The 21,090-nt window shown below is 74.5% G+C and carries 15 protein-coding genes; 4 read left to right on the forward strand and 11 right to left on the reverse strand.

Translation table 11 applies throughout. The annotated features are described in order from the left end of the window. Positions 1-21: 21 nt before the first annotated feature. From OG440_RS03100 to OG440_RS03150, 11 genes are all read right to left on the reverse strand, one after another. Entirely contained in the window at positions 22-1,299 is a 1,278-nt protein-coding gene (locus tag OG440_RS03100; protein ID WP_406005264.1) for an ABC transporter substrate-binding protein, read from the reverse strand. Next, positions 1,296-2,408, reverse strand: coding sequence for a branched-chain amino acid ABC transporter permease (locus OG440_RS03105; protein ID WP_406005265.1), 1,113 nt, complete (start codon positions 2,406-2,408; stop codon positions 1,296-1,298). Before OG440_RS03105 ends, OG440_RS03100 begins: the two co-directional genes overlap by 4 nt. After that, positions 2,401-3,297 (reverse strand): branched-chain amino acid ABC transporter permease, encoded by an 897-nt coding sequence (locus OG440_RS03110; protein WP_406005266.1) that lies wholly within the window; start codon positions 3,295-3,297, stop codon positions 2,401-2,403. Before OG440_RS03110 ends, OG440_RS03105 begins: the two co-directional genes overlap by 8 nt. Beyond that, on the reverse strand, positions 3,294-4,256 hold the full coding sequence (locus tag OG440_RS03115) for an ABC transporter ATP-binding protein (RefSeq protein ID WP_406011239.1): 963 nt from the start codon (positions 4,254-4,256) through the stop codon (positions 3,294-3,296). The genes OG440_RS03110 and OG440_RS03115 overlap by 4 nt, the downstream gene beginning before the upstream one ends. 2 nt (positions 4,257-4,258) lie before the next feature. Continuing rightward, entirely contained in the window at positions 4,259-5,041 is a 783-nt protein-coding gene (locus OG440_RS03120) for an ABC transporter ATP-binding protein (protein WP_406005267.1), read from the reverse strand. A 362-nt stretch (positions 5,042-5,403) separates the two neighbouring features. Then, positions 5,404-6,699 (reverse strand): acyltransferase, encoded by a 1,296-nt coding sequence (locus OG440_RS03125; protein ID WP_406005268.1) that lies wholly within the window; start codon positions 6,697-6,699, stop codon positions 5,404-5,406. After that, entirely contained in the window at positions 6,696-8,894 is a 2,199-nt protein-coding gene (locus OG440_RS03130; protein ID WP_406005269.1) for a glycosyltransferase, read from the reverse strand. The genes OG440_RS03125 and OG440_RS03130 overlap by 4 nt, the downstream gene beginning before the upstream one ends. An 80-nt stretch (positions 8,895-8,974) precedes the next feature. After that, positions 8,975-9,877, reverse strand: a complete 903-nt coding sequence (locus OG440_RS03135) for a hypothetical protein (RefSeq protein ID WP_406005270.1) — start codon at positions 9,875-9,877, stop codon at positions 8,975-8,977. Positions 9,878-10,314: 437 nt separating this feature from the next. Continuing rightward, positions 10,315-11,709 carry a helix-turn-helix domain-containing protein gene (locus tag OG440_RS03140; RefSeq protein ID WP_406005271.1) on the reverse strand — a complete coding sequence of 465 codons (1,395 nt, stop codon included), beginning with the start codon at positions 11,707-11,709 and terminating at the stop codon, positions 10,315-10,317. 108 nt (positions 11,710-11,817) lie between these two features. Continuing rightward, positions 11,818-14,787 (reverse strand): LuxR C-terminal-related transcriptional regulator, encoded by a 2,970-nt coding sequence (locus tag OG440_RS03145; RefSeq protein ID WP_406005272.1) that lies wholly within the window; start codon positions 14,785-14,787, stop codon positions 11,818-11,820. A gap of 245 nt (positions 14,788-15,032) precedes the next feature. Then, positions 15,033-15,953 (reverse strand): dienelactone hydrolase family protein, encoded by a 921-nt coding sequence (locus OG440_RS03150; protein WP_406011240.1) that lies wholly within the window; start codon positions 15,951-15,953, stop codon positions 15,033-15,035. 250 nt (positions 15,954-16,203) lie between these two features. On the opposite strand from OG440_RS03150, the gene OG440_RS03155 reads away from it, so the two are divergent. From OG440_RS03155 to OG440_RS03170, 4 genes are all read left to right on the forward strand, one after another. Next, the gene (locus OG440_RS03155; RefSeq protein ID WP_406005273.1) at positions 16,204-18,024 is read left to right on the forward strand and encodes a PucR family transcriptional regulator; all 1,821 of its coding nucleotides are present in this window, start codon (positions 16,204-16,206) and stop codon (positions 18,022-18,024) included. Positions 18,025-18,212: 188 nt separating this feature from the next. Continuing rightward, entirely contained in the window at positions 18,213-19,592 is a 1,380-nt protein-coding gene (locus OG440_RS03160; RefSeq protein WP_406005274.1) for a diaminopimelate decarboxylase, read from the forward strand. 130 nt (positions 19,593-19,722) lie between these two features. Continuing rightward, positions 19,723-19,950 carry a hypothetical protein gene (locus OG440_RS03165; protein ID WP_406005275.1) on the forward strand — a complete coding sequence of 76 codons (228 nt, stop codon included), beginning with the start codon at positions 19,723-19,725 and terminating at the stop codon, positions 19,948-19,950. 137 nt (positions 19,951-20,087) lie between these two features. Continuing rightward, entirely contained in the window at positions 20,088-20,978 is an 891-nt protein-coding gene (locus OG440_RS03170; protein WP_406005276.1) for a Gfo/Idh/MocA family protein, read from the forward strand. Positions 20,979-21,090: the final 112 nt, after the last annotated feature.

Here is a 21,090-nt window from a genome sequence, read left to right on the forward strand (position 1 = left end):
GCTGAATCACGGGAGTGCGGGTCAGGAGCGGCCCGCCAGGTACTCCGTCACGCCCGGCGCCTGGTGCGCGTCCTCCACCCCCACCAGGCCGCCGACCGCCTTCGCGTCCGGCTTGAGCACGTAGGTCGACAGGGCCGCGGGCCGGGAGACGTCGGAGAAGTCCTGTGGGGAGCCGAGTCCGGTGTCGGCGTTCTTCTGCGCGCGGTGCGCCTTGACCACGTCCTCCCGGGCGAGGCTGCCGGCCGCGCAGGCCTTCTTCAGGTCCGCGCCCAGCAGTTGGGCGGCGTTGTAGCCGGACAGCACCCCGGAGTCCACCGGGGAGGCCGGGTACTTCTTGCCGTACGCGGTCACCATCTTCTGGACCCCGGGCAGGTCGGAGCTGACGGCGGGCGCCGCGCTGACCACGTTCAGCAGGCCCACCAGGGCCGGTGCCGCGGGCGTCTTCAACAGCTGCGGCGCGAAGCCCGGCGCGCTGCTGACGACGGGGACCTTCAGTCCGCGGGAGGCGGCGACGCCGACCAGGGAGGCCGTCTGGGCGGGTCCCGCGCTGATCAGGACGGCCTTCACGCCCGCCTTGCCGAGCGCCGACACCTGGGCGGTCAGGTCCGTGTCCGTGGCCTTGATCTTCTGCGGGACGATCTTCAGCCCGGCCTGCTCGGCCGCCCAGGTCGAACCCTCCAGGGCGTTGGCGCCGTAGTCGCCCTCGAAGTACACATGGCCGATGGCGTCGCCCTTGGCGAGGCCCTTGGTGCGGCTGAGGAAGTCGACGGCCGCGATCATGTCGACGTCGTAGGTGGTGCCCATGACCTGGACGGAGTCCTTGCCCAGCAGCGAGGCGGCCCAGGCCTGCGGGAAGGTGAGCAGGTGGTCGCTCTCGATGTCGTCGAGGAGGGCGGCGACGACCGGCGAGCCGATGACCTGCGGCAGCGCGACCACGTCCGGGGCGAGGTCGGCGTAGGCGGTGACCGCCTTCTGCACGTCGTAGCCGTGGTCCTTGACGACGATCTCGACCTTGCGGTCGCAGATGCCGCCGGCGGCGTTGGTCTCGTCGGCCCACATCTGCTGGGCCTGCACGATGCTCTTGCCGAGGGTGGCGTAGGGGCCGGTCAGGTCGGTGAGGGCGCCGAGTCTGATGGTCTTCGCGGTCACGCCCGGGCCGGACTTGACGCCGTCGGCGCTCTCGGAGCCGCTGTCGCCGTCCGCCTTGGAGCTGCAGCCGGTGGCCGCGACGAGCAGGGCCGCGAGCGCGGCGGCGAGGAGGGTTGCGGGGGCGCGGTGTCTGTGGTGCGTGCGGTTCACGGGGTGGGCTCCTTGGTTCGGACGGCGGAGGCGGAGGGGAGGGTGGCGGGCGCCGGGGCCGGGGAGGCGCGGCGCAGTCGGGTGCGGACGCGGCGGGTGACACCGCGCAGTCCGTCGGGGGCGTAGAGCAGGACCAGGACGATCGCCGTGCCGTAGAGGTAGCGGGCCGCCTCGGTCGGGCCCACCCCGCCGTCGGTGGTGCCGGGGGTGGTCACCAGCGGCAGCTGGTCGGCGTAACGGGTCATCAGCAGGGGCAGCGCGGTGACGAAGACGGCGCCCGCGGCGGCCCCCGCCACCGAGCCGAGACCGCCGATCACGATCATCGCCAGGTAGTCGACGGAGAGGGCCAGGCCGAAGTAGTCGGGGACGACGCGCCGGAAGGCCAGCGCGAGCAGCACGCCCGCCAGACCCGCGTACATCGACGACACGACGAAGGCCGCCGAGCGGTGGCGGGCGATGTCGACGCCCATCACCGCGGCCGCCGTCTCGCTGTCGCGCAGGGCCGCGAGGGCGCGCCCCGGGCGTCCGCGCAGCAGGCCGCGCGCGGTCCACCAGGTGCCGGCCAGCAGGGCGAGGCCGAGGAACCACAGGCGTTCCTCGGCGCCGAACGGCACGCCGAGGACGACGAGTCCCGGGTCGTCGTCGGTGAAGGAGAACCCGCCGAGGCTCAGCGGGGGCACGGAGCGGCCGTTGAACCCGCCGGTGACGGAGTCGGCGGTGAGCAGCACGTGGTGGCCCAGGAAGACCAGGGCGAGCGTGGCGACGCCCAGGTAGATGCCGCGCACCCGCCCGGCGACGGGACTGAACAGTCCGCCCGCCGCCCCGGCGAGCAGCACGGCGAGGAGTGCGGCGAGCGCGGTCGGGAGTCCGGGGCCGGGTTCGCCGGCCAGCCAGGTGTAGCCGTAGGCGCCCACGGCGAGGAAGAAGGCGTGCCCCAGGGAGAGCTGGCCCGCGGTGCCGGTGAGCAGGCCGAGGCCGACGGCGCCGATGGCGGCGGCCATCGAGAACAGGCCGATGCGCAGCCAGAAGGCGTCCAGGTAGAAGGGCGGCGCGCACAGGAGGAGGGCGGCCAGGAGTACGACGGCGCCCTTGGGGATCCGCTCAGACACGAGCCGCCCCCTTCGCGCCGAACAGTCCGGTGGGCCGCACCAGCAGGACGGCCACCATGACGGCGTACGGGGCGACGTCGCCGAATCCCTCGCCCAGTACATGCAGTTCGGACTGGTAGCCGGCGGCCAGGGCCTCGGTCAGGCCGATCAGCAGGCTGCCCGCCAGGGCGCCGGGCGGGGAGGTCAGGCCGCCGAGGATCGCCGCGGGGAAGGCCTTGAGGGCGATCTGGCCGGTGGTCCTCTCCAGCCCGGGGGCGGGGAACGCGGCGAGGAACACGGCGGCCAGGGCGGCCAGCGCGCCGGCCAGGCACCAGGCGAGCATGCGCACCCGGCTCAGGCGGATGCCCATGAGGGAGGCCGCCTCCGTGTCCTCGGCGGCGGCCCGCAGGGAGAGACCCCAGGGGGTGAAGCGGAACAGGGCGAAGACGGCGCCGATGGCGACCGCGGAGACGGCGATCGCGGCGAGCCGGCTGTCGGCGACGGTCACCGAGCCCAGGCGGGTCACCGAGTCGCCCCACGGGTCGCCGAGGGTCAGCAGGTCGCCGCCGATGCGCCGGGAGAGGTCGGTGAGCAGGACGATGTCCACGCCGATGGTGACGATCGTCTGCACATGGGCGGCCTTCGGGTCGGGGTCGCCGCGCTGGAGCAGCAGCCGGTCGAGGGCTCCGGCGAGCGCCGCGGTCGCCAGGACGGACACCGCGAGGGCGCCGGCGAAGCCGAGGTCGTCGTGGAGGACGGCGACGAGGTAGCCGCCGAACAGCAGCAGCGATCCGTGGGCGAAGTTGAGCACGCCCGACGCCTTGAAGATCACGACGAAGCCGAGCGCGACCAGTGCGTAGACCGAGCCGAGCGCGAGCCCGGTGAGGATGCTGTCGAGGAGGGCGGTCATACGGGGTCCCCTTCGGAGTCGGTTACCTCTTCGAGGGCGGTGCCCTGTGCTGGGGTGGTGTCCTGTGCTGGGCCGGTGCGTGGTGCGGAGACGGTGTCCGCGCCGGGGGCCGTGTCCTGCCCGGGGGTGGTGTCCTCCCCCGGGGTCGTGTCCTCCCCGGGGGTGCCGAGGTAGGCGCGCAGCACCTCGGGGTGGCGGCGGACCTCGTCGGGGGTGCCCTGGGCGATGCACCGGCCGAAGTCGAGCACCGTGACCTCGTCGGCGAGACGCATCACGAGGCCCATGTCGTGCTCCACCAGCAGGACGGACAGCCCGAGTTCGGCGCGGACGATGTCGATCACCTCGGCCGTGCGGGCGCGTTCGGCGCCGTTCATGCCGGCCACGGGCTCGTCGAGCAGCAGGACGCGCGGCTCGAGACAGAGCGCTCGGGCGAGCTCCACGCGTTTGCGGTCGCCGTACGACAGCAGGGCGACGGGTGCGTCGAAACGGCTTGCCAGCCCGGTGAGTTCGGCGATCTCCCGGGCCCGCGCCAGGTGGGCGCGCTGTTCGCGCACCGCCCGGGGCAGGCGCAGGGCGGTCGCGGCGAAGCCCGCGCGGGAGAGGACGTGCCGGCCCAGCATGAGGTTGTCGGCGACGGTGCCCTCGGTGGTGACGATGTTCTGGAAGGTGCGTGCCACGCCGAGGGCGGCGACCCGGTGGGGCGCCAGTCCGGTGAGTGGCTCGTCGCCGAGCAGGACCTGCCCGGACGCCGGGCGGTACAGGCCCGACAGGACGTTGAAGCAGGTGGACTTCCCGGCACCGTTGGGGCCGATCAGGGCGTGCACGGAACCCGGGGCGACGGTGAACGACACCGCGTCCAGGGCGGTCAGGCCGGCGAAGCGCACGGTCACGTCCCGGACCCGCAGTGCGGGCGGTGCCGCCGCGGGACGGTCCGGGGCGGCGGCAGCGGTGGGGCGCAGGCTCACGCGGCCCCCTGGTCGCCGGTGTCGTCACCGAGGTAGAGGCGCCGTACGGCGTCCGTGCTCGCGAGGTCGTCGGCCGGGCCGGACAGCCGGACCTCGCCCACGTCCAGGACGTAGGCGTGGTCGGCCAGGGACAGCGCCATCCCCGCGTTCTGTTCGACCAGCAGGACGGCCGTGCCCTGGGCGTTGATCTCGCGGATCACCTCGGCGATCCGGAACACCATGCGCGGGGCCAGGCCGAGGGAGGGCTCGTCGAGCAGGAGCAGCCGGGGTGCTGCCATCAGCGCCCGGCCGATGGCCAGCATCTGCTGCTCTCCCCCGGACAGCAGTCCGGCCGCCTGCCGACCGCGTTCGGCTAGCACGGGGAACAGCGTGTACACGCGGTCGCGGGCCTCGCGAACCTGCTCGGGTGCCCGTCGGCCGAGGCCGAGGCCACCGGCTCGCAGGTTCTCCTCCACGGTCAGGCCGGCGAAGACCCGGCGGCCCTCCGGGACCTGGACGACGCCGGCCCGTACCGCCGCCACCGGGTCACGGCCGTCCAGGACCCTGTCTCCGTAGCGGATGAGGCCGGCGGTGACGGTGCCGCGGTGCAGGCGCAGGGTGCCCGACACCGCCCGCAGCAGCGTGGACTTGCCGGCGCCGTTGGCGCCGAGCAGCGCCACGACCGCGCCGTGCGGGACGGTCAGGGACACGGAGCGCAGGGCTGACAAGGCCCGCCCGTACGTCACGTCGAGATCCTCGACGTGCAGCGCGGGCCGCTCCTGCGGGGGTACTGCGGGCATCGCGGCTCCTCGGATCCGTGCCGGCGGGCACGGACTTTCGTGGGAAGGGGAGCTCACGACAGCACGACGGAGGAGGGGCGGTACAGGCACGGAGGCGGGGTCGCTGCGCCGCCCCAACGGGAGGTCGGCGGGGTTGTGCGGGTGCCCAGGGGAACGGGCCGCGGGTGCCCGGGGAGGCGGGCCGGCCCGGCGCGCGGCCCGAACCCGGGAGCGGGCCCGCCCGTGATGGCCGGCGTCGGTGCGGGCCGGCCGCGCGGGACGCGGAAACGCCACGGGTGCCGTCGCGCGCGGCGGCGGCACCCGTGGTCGTCGGTGCGACCTCGTCCGGGGGTCATCGGTGCCGGACGGATGTCACCGGTCTGCTACTTCGCGCGTCGCGCCTTGCTCCTGCGGCCGTCGGGCCACAGGCGCGGACTTCTCTTCGCCGCGATGTCCTCGATCCAGCCGGTCGCCAGGATCATCAGGGCGATGAGGGGCCAGACCAGGACGAACATCCACAGCATGTACGAGGAGTCGAGGGCCGCGGTGGCGCGCCCGCTGCCCATGAAGGGGAGCCCGTACGCCAGGTCGATGATCGGGACGGTGACCATGATCAGCAGGTTGTGCCACAGGTAGATGGTGACGGCGCGGTTGTTGGACAGCGTGATCAGCCTGTCCCAGCGGGCCAGTGCGCGCGGGAGTTCCTGCCAGGAGGGCGAGTACTGGAGCAGGATCACCACGAACCCGAAGGACCAGGCCGCCTGGGCCATCGGGATGTCGTTGAGGTCCCAGCCGTCCGGGCCCAGGTGTCCCGAGGCCCACCACAGGCCGAACGCCATGACGAGTGCCGAGCCGGAGACCGCCGCGTAGCGGGGTATGCGCGCGAGCAGCCCCTCCTGGTGGGCGAAGCCCAGCACCCAGCAGCTGCCGTAGACGGCGAAGTCGCCGACCGCGTTGCCGGTCTCGCCGGGTATGGAGACCAGGCCCGTGCCCACCACCGACGTCAGCGCCAGTGGCGCGAACAGCGTGACCCAGGGCGCTCGGCGGAACGCCCACAGCAGCAGCGGCGAGGCGAGCACGAACCACAGGTACGCCCGGAGGTACCACAGCACACCCGCCGCCTGGACCGCCCAGGTGTTCTCGAGCAGGCCGGACTTGGAGCCGATGTCCCACGGGAACGGAGGCGCGCCGAGCGGGACGACGTAGTTGAGCAGTTCGACGACGCCCAGGGTGCCCCCGTGGTCCGGGTCGTCCGGCGGGTTCCAGCCGCCCGCGAACATCAGCGTCAGCACGGTCGCGCCGAACAGCCACAGCGGCGGCAGAAGTCGCCGGACGCGGTCCCGGATCACGCCCAGGGGCGGACGCTTCAGCGAACGCGCCATCAGCGAGCCCGCCAGCGCGAACATCACGCCCATGGACGGGAACAGCACGGTGAGCCAGGCCCAGCCGAACAGGTGGTAGACGACCACCCGGACAAGGGCGATCGTGCGCAGCAGGTCGAGGTAGCGGTCGCGTCCCGGCTTCTTCGCGGCCACGGCGGTCGTGCCCGCGGCCCCGGCCGCAACCACTGCCGTGGCGGCCGGTTCCGCGAGGGCTCGTTCGGTCGGCTGCCGGGGGATGCCGAAGGCCGGCGTCCGCTCGGCCCCCGCGTTCGTCCCGGTCGGGTGACCCTGGGTCATGCGACAGGCCTCCGGTCGTTGGTGCCGCCGGTGCGCTGAAGCGGCGCCGGGCCGCCCGGCGCCTCGACGGCACCGGTGCGGCGCAGCTTCTGCCAGCGCAGCCGGCCGCCGGTGAGGGCGGTGATCCAGGACTGGAGCAGCACGACGTACATGAGCTGGCGGTAGAGGATCTGCTGGAGGGGCAGCGAGATCAGGTGGATCATGCGTTCGCGGTCGAGACGGAAGGCGTAGGCCGCGCACACCACCTGGACGGCGAGGACGCCCAGCCAGGCCACGACCGTCTTCTGGGTCGGGCCGAAGACCACTCCGTACAGCAGGAAGACGTCGATGAGCGGGGCCAGCAGCGGGGCCAGGACCATGAACAGCGAGACGAACGGCAGGCCCACGCGGCCGAACCGGCCGGAGGGGCCCCGCTCGAAGACCGCCCGGCGGTGCTTCCAGATCGCCTGCATGGTGCCGTACGACCAGCGGTAGCGCTGGGACCACAGCTGCTGCATGGTTTCCGGGGCCTCGGTCCAGGCGCGCGCCTTCTCCGCGTAGACCACCTTCCAGTTGTCGCGGTGCATCGCCATGGTGATGTCGGTGTCCTCGGCGAGCGTGTCGTCGCTCATGCCGCCGACCCGCTCCAGGGCCGTGCGACGGAAGGCGCCGACCGCGCCGGGGATGGTGGGCATGCAGCCCAGCACGTCGTACATCCGGCGGTCGAGGTTGAAGCCCATCACGTACTCGATGTGCTGCCAGGCGCCGATCAGCGAGTCGCGGTTGCCGACCTTGGCGTTGCCGGCGACCGCGCCGACCTTCGGGTCGCCGAACGGCTGCACCAGTTCGTGGACGGTGGACGGCTCGAAGACCGTGTCGCCGTCCATCATCACGATGAGGTCGTGCCGGGCGTTGGCGATGCCCCGGTTGAGGGCCGCGGGCTTGCCCGCGTTGAGTTGCCGGACGACCCGGACGTTCGGCAGGCCCATGGCCTCCACGATCAGCGCGGTGCCGTCGGAGGAGCCGTCGTCGATGACGAGCACCTCGACGGGATGCTCACTCGCCATCAGCGAGCGGACCGTGTTCTCGATGCACTTGGCCTCGTTGTACGCCGGAACCAGCACCGACACCGGTTCGGTGACCGGCGGGCCCCAGCTGAATCCGGGCCTGCGCACCCTGCGGGCGTGCAGGGCGGACAGCAGCAGCATGAGCACGAACCGGCTGATGACCAGGACACCGATCGCCGCGAGGCCGACCACCAGGACCCCGGTGACGTTCTCGGCGGCCCCGACGAGGAAGATCCACGCCTTGCCCTTCCACAGGTCCAGGCCGGTCACCGGGGTGTGCGCGCTGGGCGCGCCGAGGGCTTCGGTGAGGTTCTCGAACGCGTAGCCGCGGGACGTCAGCTCGGGCAGGAACCGGTCCAGCGCCTGGACCGTCTGGTGGCGGTCGCCGCCGGAGTCGTGCATCAGGACGATCGCGCCCTTGCCGCCCTTGGGGGTGGCGCGCCTGATGATCTCGTCGACGCCGGGCTTCTTCCAGTCCTCGCTGTCGGTGTTGTTGACGACGGTCAGATAGCCGAGCGAGCCGATGTACTCGGTGACCGGCCAGGACTTGTCGTCCATCGCGTCGGCGAAGGACGAGTACGGCGGCCGGAACAGCGAGGTGCGGATGCCGGCGGCGCCGGCCAGGGCGAGCTGGTTCTGCGACAACTCCCAGGAGATACGTTTCTTCGACTGGAAGGACAGGTCGGGGTGGTTGAAGGTGTGCAGGCCGACCTCGTGGCCCTCGTCGACCATGCGCTGGACCAGGTCCGGGTAGCGGGAGGCCATGGTGCCGGTGACGAAGAAGACGGCGTGTGCGTGGTGCTTCTTGAGCACGTCCAGGACCTTGGGGGTCCACTCGGGGTCGGGGCCGTCGTCGAAGGTCAGGACCAGCCGGTGGTCGGGCACGTCGCGGCTGGTGCTGCGGCCGTTGCGGCTGTCGATGACCGGGCCGCCGTCCAGGATCTCGTCGGGCACCTTGTCGGTGGCCGCCTCGGTCCGGACGCGGTGGTCGGCGAGGATCTCGCTGTGGACGTAGCCGCGCACCATCAGCATCGCCATCATGGCGACGAGGACGAGGCTGGGCAGCATCAAACGCATCGATACGCGGCGGCGGGCGGCGCTGTCGCGGGCCGCGGCTGCGGCCCTGCGGCGGCGGGCGGGGAATGCCATCGGAAGGTGTGCTCCAGAACGGGACAGGAAGTGACGTGAGCGGGGCTGCGCGCGGGGGGCGTCGGTCGGCGGACGACGCGTCAGTCGGCGGACCCCGCGGAGTTCGCCTCGCCGCCGGTCTCGCCCGTGCCGCCGGTGTCGTCGCCGGCGCTCGGCGAGGGGTCGCTCCCGCCGCTGTCGGGCTGGCTCGCCTCGGGCGAGGCGACGGCGGACTCCGAGGCAGCAGGCGCGGACGCGGTGGCGGTGGCGGTGGGGTTCACGGGCGTCGTCCCGCTGGACGCCTCGGGCAGCGTGGACGCCGCCGCCCGACCGGGGCTCGCACTGGCACCGACCGCGTCCGTGGCGCCGCCCGCGGTGGCCGACACCGGCGCGGCGGAGTCCGACGACTCCGACGAACCCGGGTCCGGCGCGGCGCTGCCCGAGCCCGGTCGGCTCGACGAGACCGACGGCACGGACGAGGTCTCGACCTTCCCGGCGGGCGTGTCGTCACCCAGTCCCGGCAGGGGCAGCCAGGGTGCGCTGGAGTTGCCGGAGACGAGGGTGGCGACGATGACGAGGGCGTACACGGCGCAGGCGACGCCGACGGCCACGCCGAGCAGCCGCAACCGGCGACTGCGACGGCCCGACTCGTCGACGAAGACGGGGGTGCCGGTGCCGTCCTGGGACCCGGTCCGGCCGCCGGCGGCGCCGGCCGTGGACGCCGGGTCGACGCCCGCGAGCTGCACCGTCAGTTCGTCCGCGTCGTGGATGGGATCGGCAGCGTCGGCGTCCGCGAAGAAGGGGTCCGAGTCCGGGTACACCGACGTGCCACCGGACGGAGGGGCCGAGGCCTCGACGCCACCGGACAGGAGGGCCGGCGCTTCGATGCCACCGGACAGGGGGGCCGGCGCTTCGGTGCCGATGCCGTCGAGGAAGGGGGCCGTCGCCGCGGTGCGCGCCGGGCCGGTCCGGTCCGCGGCCTCCCAGAAGCTCCCGGCTCGCACCGCCCTCGACTGAATGCCGGTTCTGTGCCCGGCGAACAGGTCACCGTCGGGCCCGGATGCACCGGACTGCCCTTCGGGTTGGGCCTCATCCAGCCAATGTTCCACTTACCGAACCCCCACGAGACCACTGCGGGGGTGCGCAGACGACGCCAGGTGCACCTCGACCGAACCAAGCCCCCACCTGGTCCGAGCGCCCCCCAAATAGTTGATGCTTGGACGGTGACTATAACTCACCTAGTGAAAGCGTGAAATTTGTGTCGGAAGTGTGAAGAAATTGGTCCGCCGATGGTGACTGAAAATGATCCTCGCACGACCATGCGGCCGGGACGCAGACCCATCTCACAGGACGGACGACGTACGCAGCTCACGCATGCCCGACCGATCGACCATTCAGGCCATCAGGCGCATGTCCCGATATTGCTGCGTGAAATGGGCCATCAGCGGGTGCGCAGACCGCGCGCCGTCAGGGCGAGGCTGATCTCCACCAGGTCGGCCGGCCGGGACAGCGAACGTCCCGTCAGCTGCTCATAGCGCCGCAGCCGGTTGAGGACGGTGTTGCGGTGGCAGTACAGCCGCTCCCCCGCCCGCTGCGCGGAGCCGTCGCAGGCCAGCCAGGTGGCCAGGGTGTCGAGCAGAACGGCCTCGTCGGCGGGTTCCAGGCCGCCCAGCGGTCCGAGCACCCGCTCGACCAGCGCCGTACCCAGGTCGGGGGTGGAGACCACCAGCGCGGCCGGGAGGTGCTCGGTCAGCCGGATCGCGCCGCCCGTCGGCGGACACATGTCCAACGCGATGTCCGCGAGACGGCGGGCGTCCCCGACCGCGGCCAGTCCGGACACGGCCGTGCTGACGCCCGTCCTCGCACTGCCGGAGACCGGCGGGACGGCGGTCGACGGGACGCCGGACGATGCGACGGCGGGCGACGGGACCGCTGACGGCGGGTACGGCGCAGCGGCGTCCGGACCGCCGGTCCCGCTCTCGGCCCCGGCCCCGCCCTCGACCCCGATCCCGCCCTCGCCGTCTCCCTCGCCCAGGAGGACGATGCCGTAGTCCGCCTTCGCTCCCGTGTGCCAGTACACGCGCCTGCCCCGGCCATGGGCGGCCCGGGCCCCGGCGGCGTCGGAAGGACACCCGGCCGTCACCGCCACCACGACGTACCGTCCCTCTTCGGGGAGGTCGAGCGCCTGGGCCGTGTCGGGCAGGTCCGCGATCCGGCTGGCGCCGTCGAGCAGGGCGCCCGCCAGCACCCGCAGCCTGTTCTCGCGCCGCCAGGCGAGCTGCCGTTCGACCTGCCGGTAGGCGTCCGCGACGAGGGTGCAGTGCTCGTCGACGAAGTTCCACACGTCGGCCGCGATGTGCACGAGCAGTCGCACGTCCTCGGGAGCCGTGTGACAGGTCTCCTCGATGAGGCTCTGCCACACCAGGGACCCACCCAGTCGGAAGGCGTGCAGCAGGGCATCCAGCGGAAGGCCCTGTTCCGCGCGGGTCGCGCCGATCTTCCACGAACACCGGCGGGCCGCGTCCCGGCTGCCGCGCGGGTCGATCAGCGAGGCCACACTGTGCCGCAGCGAGCGGTGCACCTCCTGCCAGGTGGCGGCGGGGTCGCTCGTCACGGCCGCGCGGTAGGCCGGCTCCTGGTCCTGGAGGGCGGCCACCAGCCGGTCGGTGAGATCGGGCAGGTCCGCAAGGAGCACCCGCGCGGCACGGTGCAGGACCCGCAGGGCGTCGGCGTCGATCAGCGACCGGACGTGCTGCGGATGCGGCCGGGCTCCCGGCGCCGACGGCGCGCCGGAAGCGGGGCGGAACACGGTCCGTGACCGTAGAGCCTGATGCATGGCGGTCCTCCCCCGGGGCAGTGTTCGGCCGTCCGACTCGTCCTGCCACGAAGGATGGCATACCGTCCGGTCGGTCCCTAGGGGTGTGCACCATTGTTTTCCGGTCGATCAACCCTCCCGTCCGGCCTTCTCGACCATCCGCACCAGTTCGACGCGGGAGCGCACCCCCAGCGCCGCGAAGACCTTCCGCAGGTGGTAGTCGACGGTTCGCGTGCTGACCGAGAGGGTCAGCGCCACCTCCCGGTTGGTGGCACCCTCGGCGACGCACCGGGCGATCCGCAGCTGCTGCGGCGTCAGTCCGGCCAGCCCCGGCCCGAGCCCCATCGGCCCGCCTCCGCCTCCCGGCGCCACGCCGCCCGCCCGCAGTTCGGCCCGGGCCTGGTCCGCCCAGGCCCGCGCGCCGCAGTGCTCGAAGGCGACCAGGGCGGCGCCGAGGCGGTCGCGGGCTTCGCTCAGCCGGCGGCGCCTGCGCAGCCACTTGCCGTGCAGCAGTTCGGTGCGGGCCCGTTCGAAGTCGCCGCCGCCGCCCGTGTCGTGCAGGTCGAGCGCGTGGCGGTACAGGGCGTCGGGCCGGTCCGCCGGGGCCAACAGCGCACGGCAACGCGTCAGTTGGGCGGGAGCCTGGAGGTCGGCGCCGAACCCGGCCCACCGGGCGAACTCCTCGACGACCTCGGTGACGCCTTCGTCGGCCCGTCCGGTGGAGGCGGCCGCCTCCACGAAGCACGGTACGGCGAGCATCCACACCGCGAAGTGCCCCCTGCGCGGCCCCGGGCGCACGAGGGGGCCGAGCCGGTCCGCGGCCTCCCGGGGACGTCCGCGGGCGAGGTCGGCGCGGGCCACCGCCCACTCCGCCAGCGTCGCGGCCTGGACGAGGCCGTGCCGCCTGGCGGTGGCCAGCGCGGCGTCCGCGTGGGCGGCGACCTCCTCCGGGGCGCCCTCGATGGACGCGGCGAGGGCGAGGACCGCGTGCTGGTGGGCCGCCGTGTTGCGCTGCCCCGTGCGGTGCGCGGCCCGCAACCCCTCCTCCGCGTGCGTCCTGGCCAACGCGTGCCGTCCGGCGCGCAGTTCGGCGTAGGCGAGGTACTCCCGGGCCCGCGCGAGAGCCGCGGCCGCCCCCGGGGTACGGGCCGCGGCCAGGGCCCGCGCCCCGGCGCGACGGGCGGCCGCGAGGTCGCCCAGCAGCAGGGCCGCGGCGGCCGCGCGCAGCGCCGTGTCGGGCTCGTCGGCGGCGGCCGCGCCCGCCGTGCCGCCCGCTGCCTCCGCGTCCGCCACCAGCCGCCGCAGCGGCTCCGCCGCCTGTGCGAACCGCCCTTCGAGCAGGGCCCGGACACCGGAGCGATAACCACGCGACACGGGGCTGCCGTCCGCGAGCACCAAGGCGCTCGCGCCTTCGCGCGCCACCGGGTCGCGGTCCGCACGCACCACCGGGTTGCCGCCCGTGCCGAACGGCACACTGCGGTTGGCCGGCCCGCCCTGGGCCCCGGACGGCTCCTGGGACCCAGGAGGCTCCGTCCGGTGCGCCGGTAAGTCTCCGTACGGCCCGGGGTCGAGCCGCGCGACGGGATCCGCGGAGCCGTCCGCGCCGCTCAGCAGGTGCAGGCAGCCCGGGGCGTCGCCCGCCGCCCAGGCCGCGTCCACCGCCGCCAGCAGGGCCGACTGGGCCTGTCGCGGGGACGACGCCGTCAGGAGGCGGGCCGCCAGGAGCAGGGACGCGCGGGCCTCGTCGACCGGGCCGTCGTGCAGGATCGTGGTGCCGCGTACCAGCTCGACGCGGCCGCGCAGCGCCATGGGCGCCGCGCTGTCGCGGGCCCTGTCGAGCAGCCGCACGGCCCGGTGCGTGCGGCCGCCGAGCAGGGCCTGCTCCGCCGCGGCCGTGTACCACTCCGCGCGCCGCGTACCGTCCTCGGCCGACCCGGCGGCGTGGGTGTACGCCGCGCACCGCAGGCTCCGGGGGGTGGCGGGATCCCCTGCCGCCGCGGCCAGTTCGGTCAGCGTCTCCGGTCGGGCCACGGCGGTGGACCGGGCCCGGTGCAGCAGGACGTGCAGCCCGGTGACTCCCACGTCCTCCAGCGCCCTGGCCAGCGCGCGGTGCGCGGCACGGCGCCGCTCGGGACCCGCGCCGGCGTACACCGCGCGGCGCACCAGATCGCTGTGGAAGCCGGCCTCGCCGTCGACCACGACAAGCACCTCGGGCAGCGGATCGAGGGGCGACGGGGTCTCATTGCGGGGAGGCCTCGCCCGCGGGTCCTCCGTGCCGGGAGGTGTCGCCCGCAGGTGCTCCGCCGCTGTCCGGGCGAGCGCCAGGCCGATCCGGGTGGCCTGCGTGTCGTCCGCGTCGTCCGCGTCGTCCGTGTCCTGCACGGCCGCCGCGACCGTCAGCAGCAGATCCTCCTGCGCGGACGTGAACCCGGTCAGGAAGCCGCCGGCCAGCGCGGTCAGGAGCTCGGCGTCGGCCGGCGGGCCGGGCAGCGCCCGGTGGCCGCGGATCTGAGCGGGCGACAGCCGCCGGACCATGGCCAGCAGCAGAGCCGGGCTGCCCTCGGACGCGTCCACGAGTGCGTCGCACACCGCCCGTTCGAGGGCCCCGCCCGTCGCCTCGTCCAGGAGCCTCGCCGCGTCCGCCGGGGAGAGCGGGTCGACGCGGACGACCGGCAGCGCGGCGAACTCCCGGTCGACCGGGCGGTGTCCGGACACGCTCAGCAGCACGCTCACCCGGCCGTTCCCGCGCAGGTACTCGGCGGCGCGTCCCACCGCTTCCCTGGTGGGGGCGTCCCACAGGTGCGCGTCGTCCGCGCACACCAGCAGCGGCGCACCGGCGGAGGCCGCCCGCAAGGCGTCGAGGAGGACCGCGGCGGGCTGCCCGTCGGCGGACGACAGGCCCACCGGTGCGCCGAGGGCGCGCAGCAGCGCGCGCAGACCCCCGAGGGGTACGGCCGGCGCCGCCGGGTCGGCCCGGACACCGACCACGCGCGCGGCCGGGTACGAGCGGGCGGCGCGGGCCAGGAACGCCGTGCGGCCGCAACCGGGTTCACCGGTCACCACCCGCACGCCGCCGCCCGCGGTCGTCTGTCCCGTCATCCCCGTGACGTTACGTACGGGTAACGGAACGGGGAAGCCGTGCGACCGGGCCGGCGACGACGGCCGTGCGGGCCGTTCGAGGCCCGTCACCAGCGGGTTCGCGGGGGACGGGCGTGACACGCCTTGTGCCGGGTCCCAACGGCCGCCGCCGCGCCGCGTGCACGGGCACAGCGACGGCGACGGCAGCGGCAGCGGCAGCGGCAGCGGCAGCGGCAGCGGCAGCGGCCCGGTTCCCCTCACACCGCTCAGGACGTGTGCGGGCAGTTGCCCCGGTACTCGTCGATCGTCGAGCTCGGCTGCGGCAGCGGGCACAGGAACTGCTCGTACCGCGTGTCGTTGTCGATAAAGCGCTTCAGCCACGAGATGGCGTACTTCGCGATCGTCGTGTTCGACGAGTTCGGGGTGAAGTGGGTGGCGTTGTTCAGCTCCAGGTAGGCGCGGTCCACGGACGACGGCAGGCCGGCGTAGAACGGCTCGGCATGGGTGGCGACGGGAGCGACCGTGTCACCGTCGGCACCGACGATCAGCGTGGGTGTGACGACCTCGGGCCAGGTCTTGTCGAGGTCCCAGGGTGTGAGCGGGATCGCCGCCTGGAGCGAGGGCCGGGCCTTGGCCGCCTCCAGACTGCCCCCGCCGCCCATCGAGTGGCCCATGACACCGAGCCGGCCGCTGTCGACGCGGCTACGGACGGAACTGACCTGCGTGAGGTGGTCCAGGGCCGCGAGCAGCTGACGGCCGCGGGAGTCGGGCTGGTCCAGGGTGGTGAGGGTGTCGATGGTGAAGACGACGAAGCCCTGGGAAGCCAGCCGCGGGCCCAGCCAGGCGATGGACGACTGGGTGCCGGTGTAGCCGGGTGAGACGGCGATCGCGCCGAAGGTGCCGTCGGCGGTACTGGTCGGGTAGTAGATCGTGCCCCCGCCGAAGCCGGTGACGGCGAGCGAGGAGACGGTGGTCTGGGACACCGCGTAGGGCCCGCGCGGCGCCTCGATGCCGGCGGTGGTGGGTGCGGGACCCCGCTCGTAGGGGTTGTCCGCCGCGTGCGCGCCGGGGCCGCTGAGCGTGGTGAGGCCGACGACGGCGGCGACCGCCGTCGCGAGCCGGGCGAACCGTCCGGATCTGCGGTGGGGGGAGCCGGTGGAGGCGTGGGGGGCCACACCGGTGCGCATGTGATGCTGCACGACGAGTCGTCCTCTCGGTCGGGCGGGCCGCGGGGGGGGGGCGCCGCCGCTGGACTGGCGGTGCCACTGTCGGGGCCGGAGGGGTGCGGGGGGATCGGCGAGTTCACCGGTCTCGTGGCTTCTCACCGGAGGCGACCGGGAGCGGGGCCCGGTGCGCCGGCAGCGCCGCCCCGGCGGCCTATCGTCGGAGAGCGCACACGGGGTGCGTCGCAGGGACGAGGGGCGGGAGCGCCGGACGATGAACGAGGAGGATCCGTCCCCGCGGGAGGTCACGGCGACGCTGCGGTCCCTGCTGTCCTTCGAGGACGGCAACGCCGTACGCCTGCTGTACGCGCCGGCCGCGCCCGACACCGTCGTCCGGCGGATCGCCGTCGGCCTGGACGACCTCGACGACTTCGACTCCCTGGACGACCTCGACATCCCGGACGGCACCGACGGTCCGGACGGCGTGGGGCCGGGTCCGGATCCGCGCCGTCGGGCGGACGCGGGCGTTCTGCTGCTGGCCGTGGGCGCCCCCGCGGACGCCGGAACCGTGCGGGAGGCCGCGCGGCGGGGCGCCTGTGCCGTGGTCCTGGGCGGCACGGGCCAGGAGATCACCGATCCGCAGGTCACCTCCTCGCACGGGACCGATGCGCGGGTGACCGGTCCACAGGTCACCGGCCCGCCGGGCGCCGGTCCGCGAGCCGTCGGGGCGCTGGAGGCGGCCCGGGAGACCGGTGTCGCCCTGCTCACCCGTGCCGAGGGCACCGGCTGGGCCGAGGCGGCCGCGCTGCTGCGGTCGGCGCTGTCCTATGTCCGGGCCGGTCGGGCCGACGACTCCGGGGCGCTCCGGGGCCCGGAGACGGCGCCCTCCCTCGCGGTCCTGGCGGCGCGGGTCGCGGCGTACGTGAAGGGATCGATCACCATCGAGGACACGCGGTTGCGGGTCCTGGCCCACTCGGCCACCGGTCCCGGCGCCGACCCGCTGCGCCGGACCGTCATCCTCGGCGGCCGGGTGCCCGACTGGCGGGTCGCCGAGTTGCGGCGCAGCGGGCTGTTGCGCGCCCTGTGGACTTCCGAGGACGTCATCCACCGGCCCGCCGACGGCGACGACCCGGAGCGGCTGGTCGTCGCCGTGCGCAGCGGCCGCGAGGTGCTCGGCTCGATCTGGGCCGCCGCGGACGGCGCCGCCCTGGCCCCGGACGCCGCCCGTCATCTGCGGACGGCCGCCGGGCTCGCCGCTCCGCTGCTGGTGCGCGAGCGGCTGAGCGAGAGCGGTACGGCCCACCGCCGGGAGGCGGCGTTGCGCGGTCTGCTGCACGGTCTCGGGGACCGGCGTACGCACGCCTGGTCGCTGGGGCTGTCCCCGGACGCGTCGTGCGCGGTGGTGGTGGCCGAGCGGCGGCCCGGCCCCGAACGGGCCGACGACCGGGCCCTGGACGTCCTCGCCCTGGAGATCGCCGCGCACCGGCCCGGCACCGGGACCCTGCGGGACGGCGACCGGCTCGCGCTGTTCCTCATCGGGGACGCCGCCGAGGTGGACCACGCGACCGCCGTGCTCGGCGTCGTGCGCGACCTGGACGCGGTCGTCTCGACGTTGCCGGGTTCACCCGCGGTGTGGCTGGGGGTCGGCCCGGTCGTCACCCCCGAGCGCGCCGACCTGTCGTACGGGCGGGCCGGGCTCGTCGTCCGGGCGCTGCGGGAGCGGGAGGCGCGGGCTTCGGCCGCCGGACGGCACCGGCCCCCGCGGTACGCCGACGCGGCCGGTGCGGGCGCGGCGCTGGAGGTGCTGCGGATCCTGGACGCGGCGCGTCCCGTGTGGGAGTCCGGCGACGGGCCGGTCCACGACCTGATCCGCGCGGACCTCGCCGCGGGCGGCGAACTGGTGCGGACCCTGGCCGCGTACTTCGACGCCGGTGGTGACGTCCCCGAGGCTGCCCGTCGCCTGGTCGTGCACGCCAACACGCTCCGCTACCGGCTGGGCCGGGTGCGGGAGCGGTACGGCGTGGACCTCGACGATCCCGACACCCGGCTGCTGCTGACCCTCGCGGCCCGGCTGGCCGCGCCCGAGGGGCCGTGAGCGGACGAACCACGTGTGCGTCCGAGCACCCGAGGCCCTGAAAATTCCCGAGCCCCTGTTTGTGCGTGTACTCAAAGGTTCCGCTTGTCTTTGGCCCGATCTCCAAAGACGCGGCGGCCGGCGCGGGAGGAGTCTGGAAGTGTCACCCGACCGCGTGACACCCTCCCTCGCCCGAAGGAGACGAGTACGTGCTGCTCCCCACCGAGAACCAGCGGACCGGCGGGCCGACCCACCGGCCGGCCGACGACTCTCCCGTCGCCCTCGCCGTCCGGCAGGCCGTCACGGACGGCCTGCTCGGCGAGGACCGGCCGCTGGCCGGCTTCATCGACGTGCGGGGCGTGCGCGACAGCGTCACCGGCCTGCACGAGGCGTTCGCCCGGGTGCCGGACGTCCTGCACACCTTCGCCGCCAAGGCCTGTTCCCTGGTGCCCGTGCTGCGGCTGCTCGCCGACGCCGGCATGGGCTGCGAGGTGGCGAGCCCCGGCGAGCTGCGGCTGGCGCTGGACGCGGGGTTCGCCCCGGCACACATCGTGCTGGACTCTCCGGCGAAGACCCGCCGGGAGATCCGGGAAGCCCTCGCGCTGGGCGTCGCGCTCAACGCGGACAACCTCGACGAGCTGGACCGGATCGACGCCCTGCGCCCCGAGGACTGCGCCTCGGTGCTCGGAGTGCGGGTCAATCCGCAGGTCGGCGGCGGGTCGATCGGCGCGATGAGCACGGCGACCGCGCACTCCAAGTTCGGCGTGGCCCTGCGTGACCCAGGCGCCCGTACTCGTGTCGTCGAGGCCTTCGCGCGGCGGCCCTGGCTGACCCGGCTGCACGCGCACGTGGGTTCGCAGGGCTGCCCCCTGCCGCTGATCGCGGAGGGCCTCGCGGCGATACACGGCCTGGCCGAGGAGATCAACGCGTATGTCGGCCGCCGTCAGGTGACCAGCCTCGACCTGGGCGGCGGGCTGCCGGTGAACTTCGCCGACGACACGGTCACGCCCACCTACGCGGAATACGTCGCCGCGCTGACCGACGCCGAACCGGCGCTGCTGGACGGCCGCTACCAGGTGGTCACCGAGTTCGGCCGCTCCCTGATCGCGAAGAACGGCTTCACGGCGGCTCTCGTCGAGTACGTCAAGGACGCCGGCGGCCGCCGGGTCGCGCTCACCCATGCCGGCGGGCAGGTCGCCACCCGTACCGTCTTCATGCCGGAGGCCTGGCCGCTGCGGGTGTCCGCGTACGGCCCGGACGGCACCCCCAAGCGGACGCCGCTCGTGCGGCAGGACGTGGCCGGGCCCCTCTGCTTCGCCGGGGACGTCGTGGCGCACGACCGGCCGCTGCCCGCCCTGTCCGAGGGGGACCTGGTGGTCCTGCACGACACGGGCGGGTACTACTTCTCGGCGCACTGGTCGTACAACAGCCTGCCGAGGCCCGCCGTGTACGGCTACCGATGCGAGGAGGGCCAGGTCGCGTTCGCCACGATCCGGTCCGCGCAGACGGTGCGGGAGATCTCCGCGGAGAGCGGCCTGGCCCAGGCGGACGCCCTGCTGACGGGTCCCGCGCCGCCGCCCCGGCCCTGACCGGCGGCCGACGGGTGCCGTGGCCCGCTCCCGGCAGGCGTCGGCGCGCGCCGGGCGGGCCGCAGCGCGGGCCCGGCTCGCGCCGGCTCGCGCCCGGCAGGCATCAGCGGCCCGATTCGGAGCACCCGGCATGGCATCGCCTGCCGAGGAGAGAACCGTGCTCTGGGTCGCCGTACTGATGCTGCCGCTGCTGTCCGTGCTGCTGGCGGTCATGGACCGGGTCGAGGAACGCCTGCTCACGCCGGTCCGGGCGAAGCGGCGCCATGCCGGGCGCAGGCGCCATCTCCGGCTGGTCCCGAGCACCTCCGCCGCCCCGCCGGCGGACGACTCCCGCGCGGCGGAGGTCCGGGCGGCCTGACGGCCCGGGGTTGCCGGCCGGCGCTACCCGGCCGGGGTGTCTGCGACGACGGCGGTGTGCGAGGCTCGCGGACGGAGTCGGCGCCCCGGTGAGGACGTCACCCGTCACGTCGGTCGGCATCAGGGAGAGTCAGCGGTATGCGCATCGGTCTGCTCGGCACCGGCCCCTGGGCCCGGATGGTCCACGCCCCCGTACTGGAGGCGCACGACGCGCTCGACTTCGTCGGTGTCTGGGGCCGGCGGCCCGAGGCGGCGAAGGAACTCGCCGACCGGCACGGGACCCGGGCCTACGACGACGTGGACGCCCTGCTCACGGACGTCGACGCGGTGGCCGTCGCGCTGCCGCCGGACGTCCAGGCGCAGCTCGCCGTGCGGGCCGCCGGGGCCGGCTGTCATCTCCTGCTCGACAAGCCCGTCGCCGCGACGGCGGCGGGAGCGCGGGCCGTGGTGCGGGCCGCGCGGGAGGCCGGGGTCGCCTCGGTCGTCTTCTTCACCACCCGGTTCGTGCCCGAGGCCGGTGCCTGGATCGCGGAACAGGCGGAGACCGGCGGGTGGTTCACGGGACACGCGCAGTGGCTGGGCGACGTGTTCCACGGTACGCAGGACCACCCCTTCGCCACCCCCTGGCGCGGTGAGAAGGGTGCCCTGTGGGACGTGGGTCCGCACGCGCTCTCCGTGCTGCTGCCGGTCCTCGGCGACGTCCGCCGGGTGACGGCCGCGGCCCGTGGTCCCCGTGACACCGTCCACCTGGTCCTGGACCATGCGGGCGGCGCCTCCAGCACACTGACGCTCAGTCTGACGGCCCCGCCCGCGGCGACGGGCGCGGGCCTGGAGCTGCGCGGCACGGCCGGGGTGACCCGGCTCCCCCAGGGTGGCGACGACGCCGCCGGCGCCCTCACCCGGGCCGCCGACGCACTGCTCGCGTCGGCCCGTGACGGCCGCCCCCACGCCTGCGACGCCGCGTTCGGTCTGCGGGTCACGGAGATCCTGGCCGACGCCGAGGCCCTGCTGGAGGACGGAGCCCACTGACGCCCCGCGTTCCGGACCTCGGCGCCTTCACACCCGGTGGTGTACCGTCCGCTCGATCAGAACCCCAGGTCGGCGGGCATGCCCATGTCCCGGGCGGTACCGACGGCGGACA

The organism is Streptomyces sp. NBC_00637 (assembly GCF_045161545.1).
Taxonomy (GTDB): Bacteria; Actinomycetota; Actinomycetes; order Streptomycetales; family Streptomycetaceae; genus Streptomyces.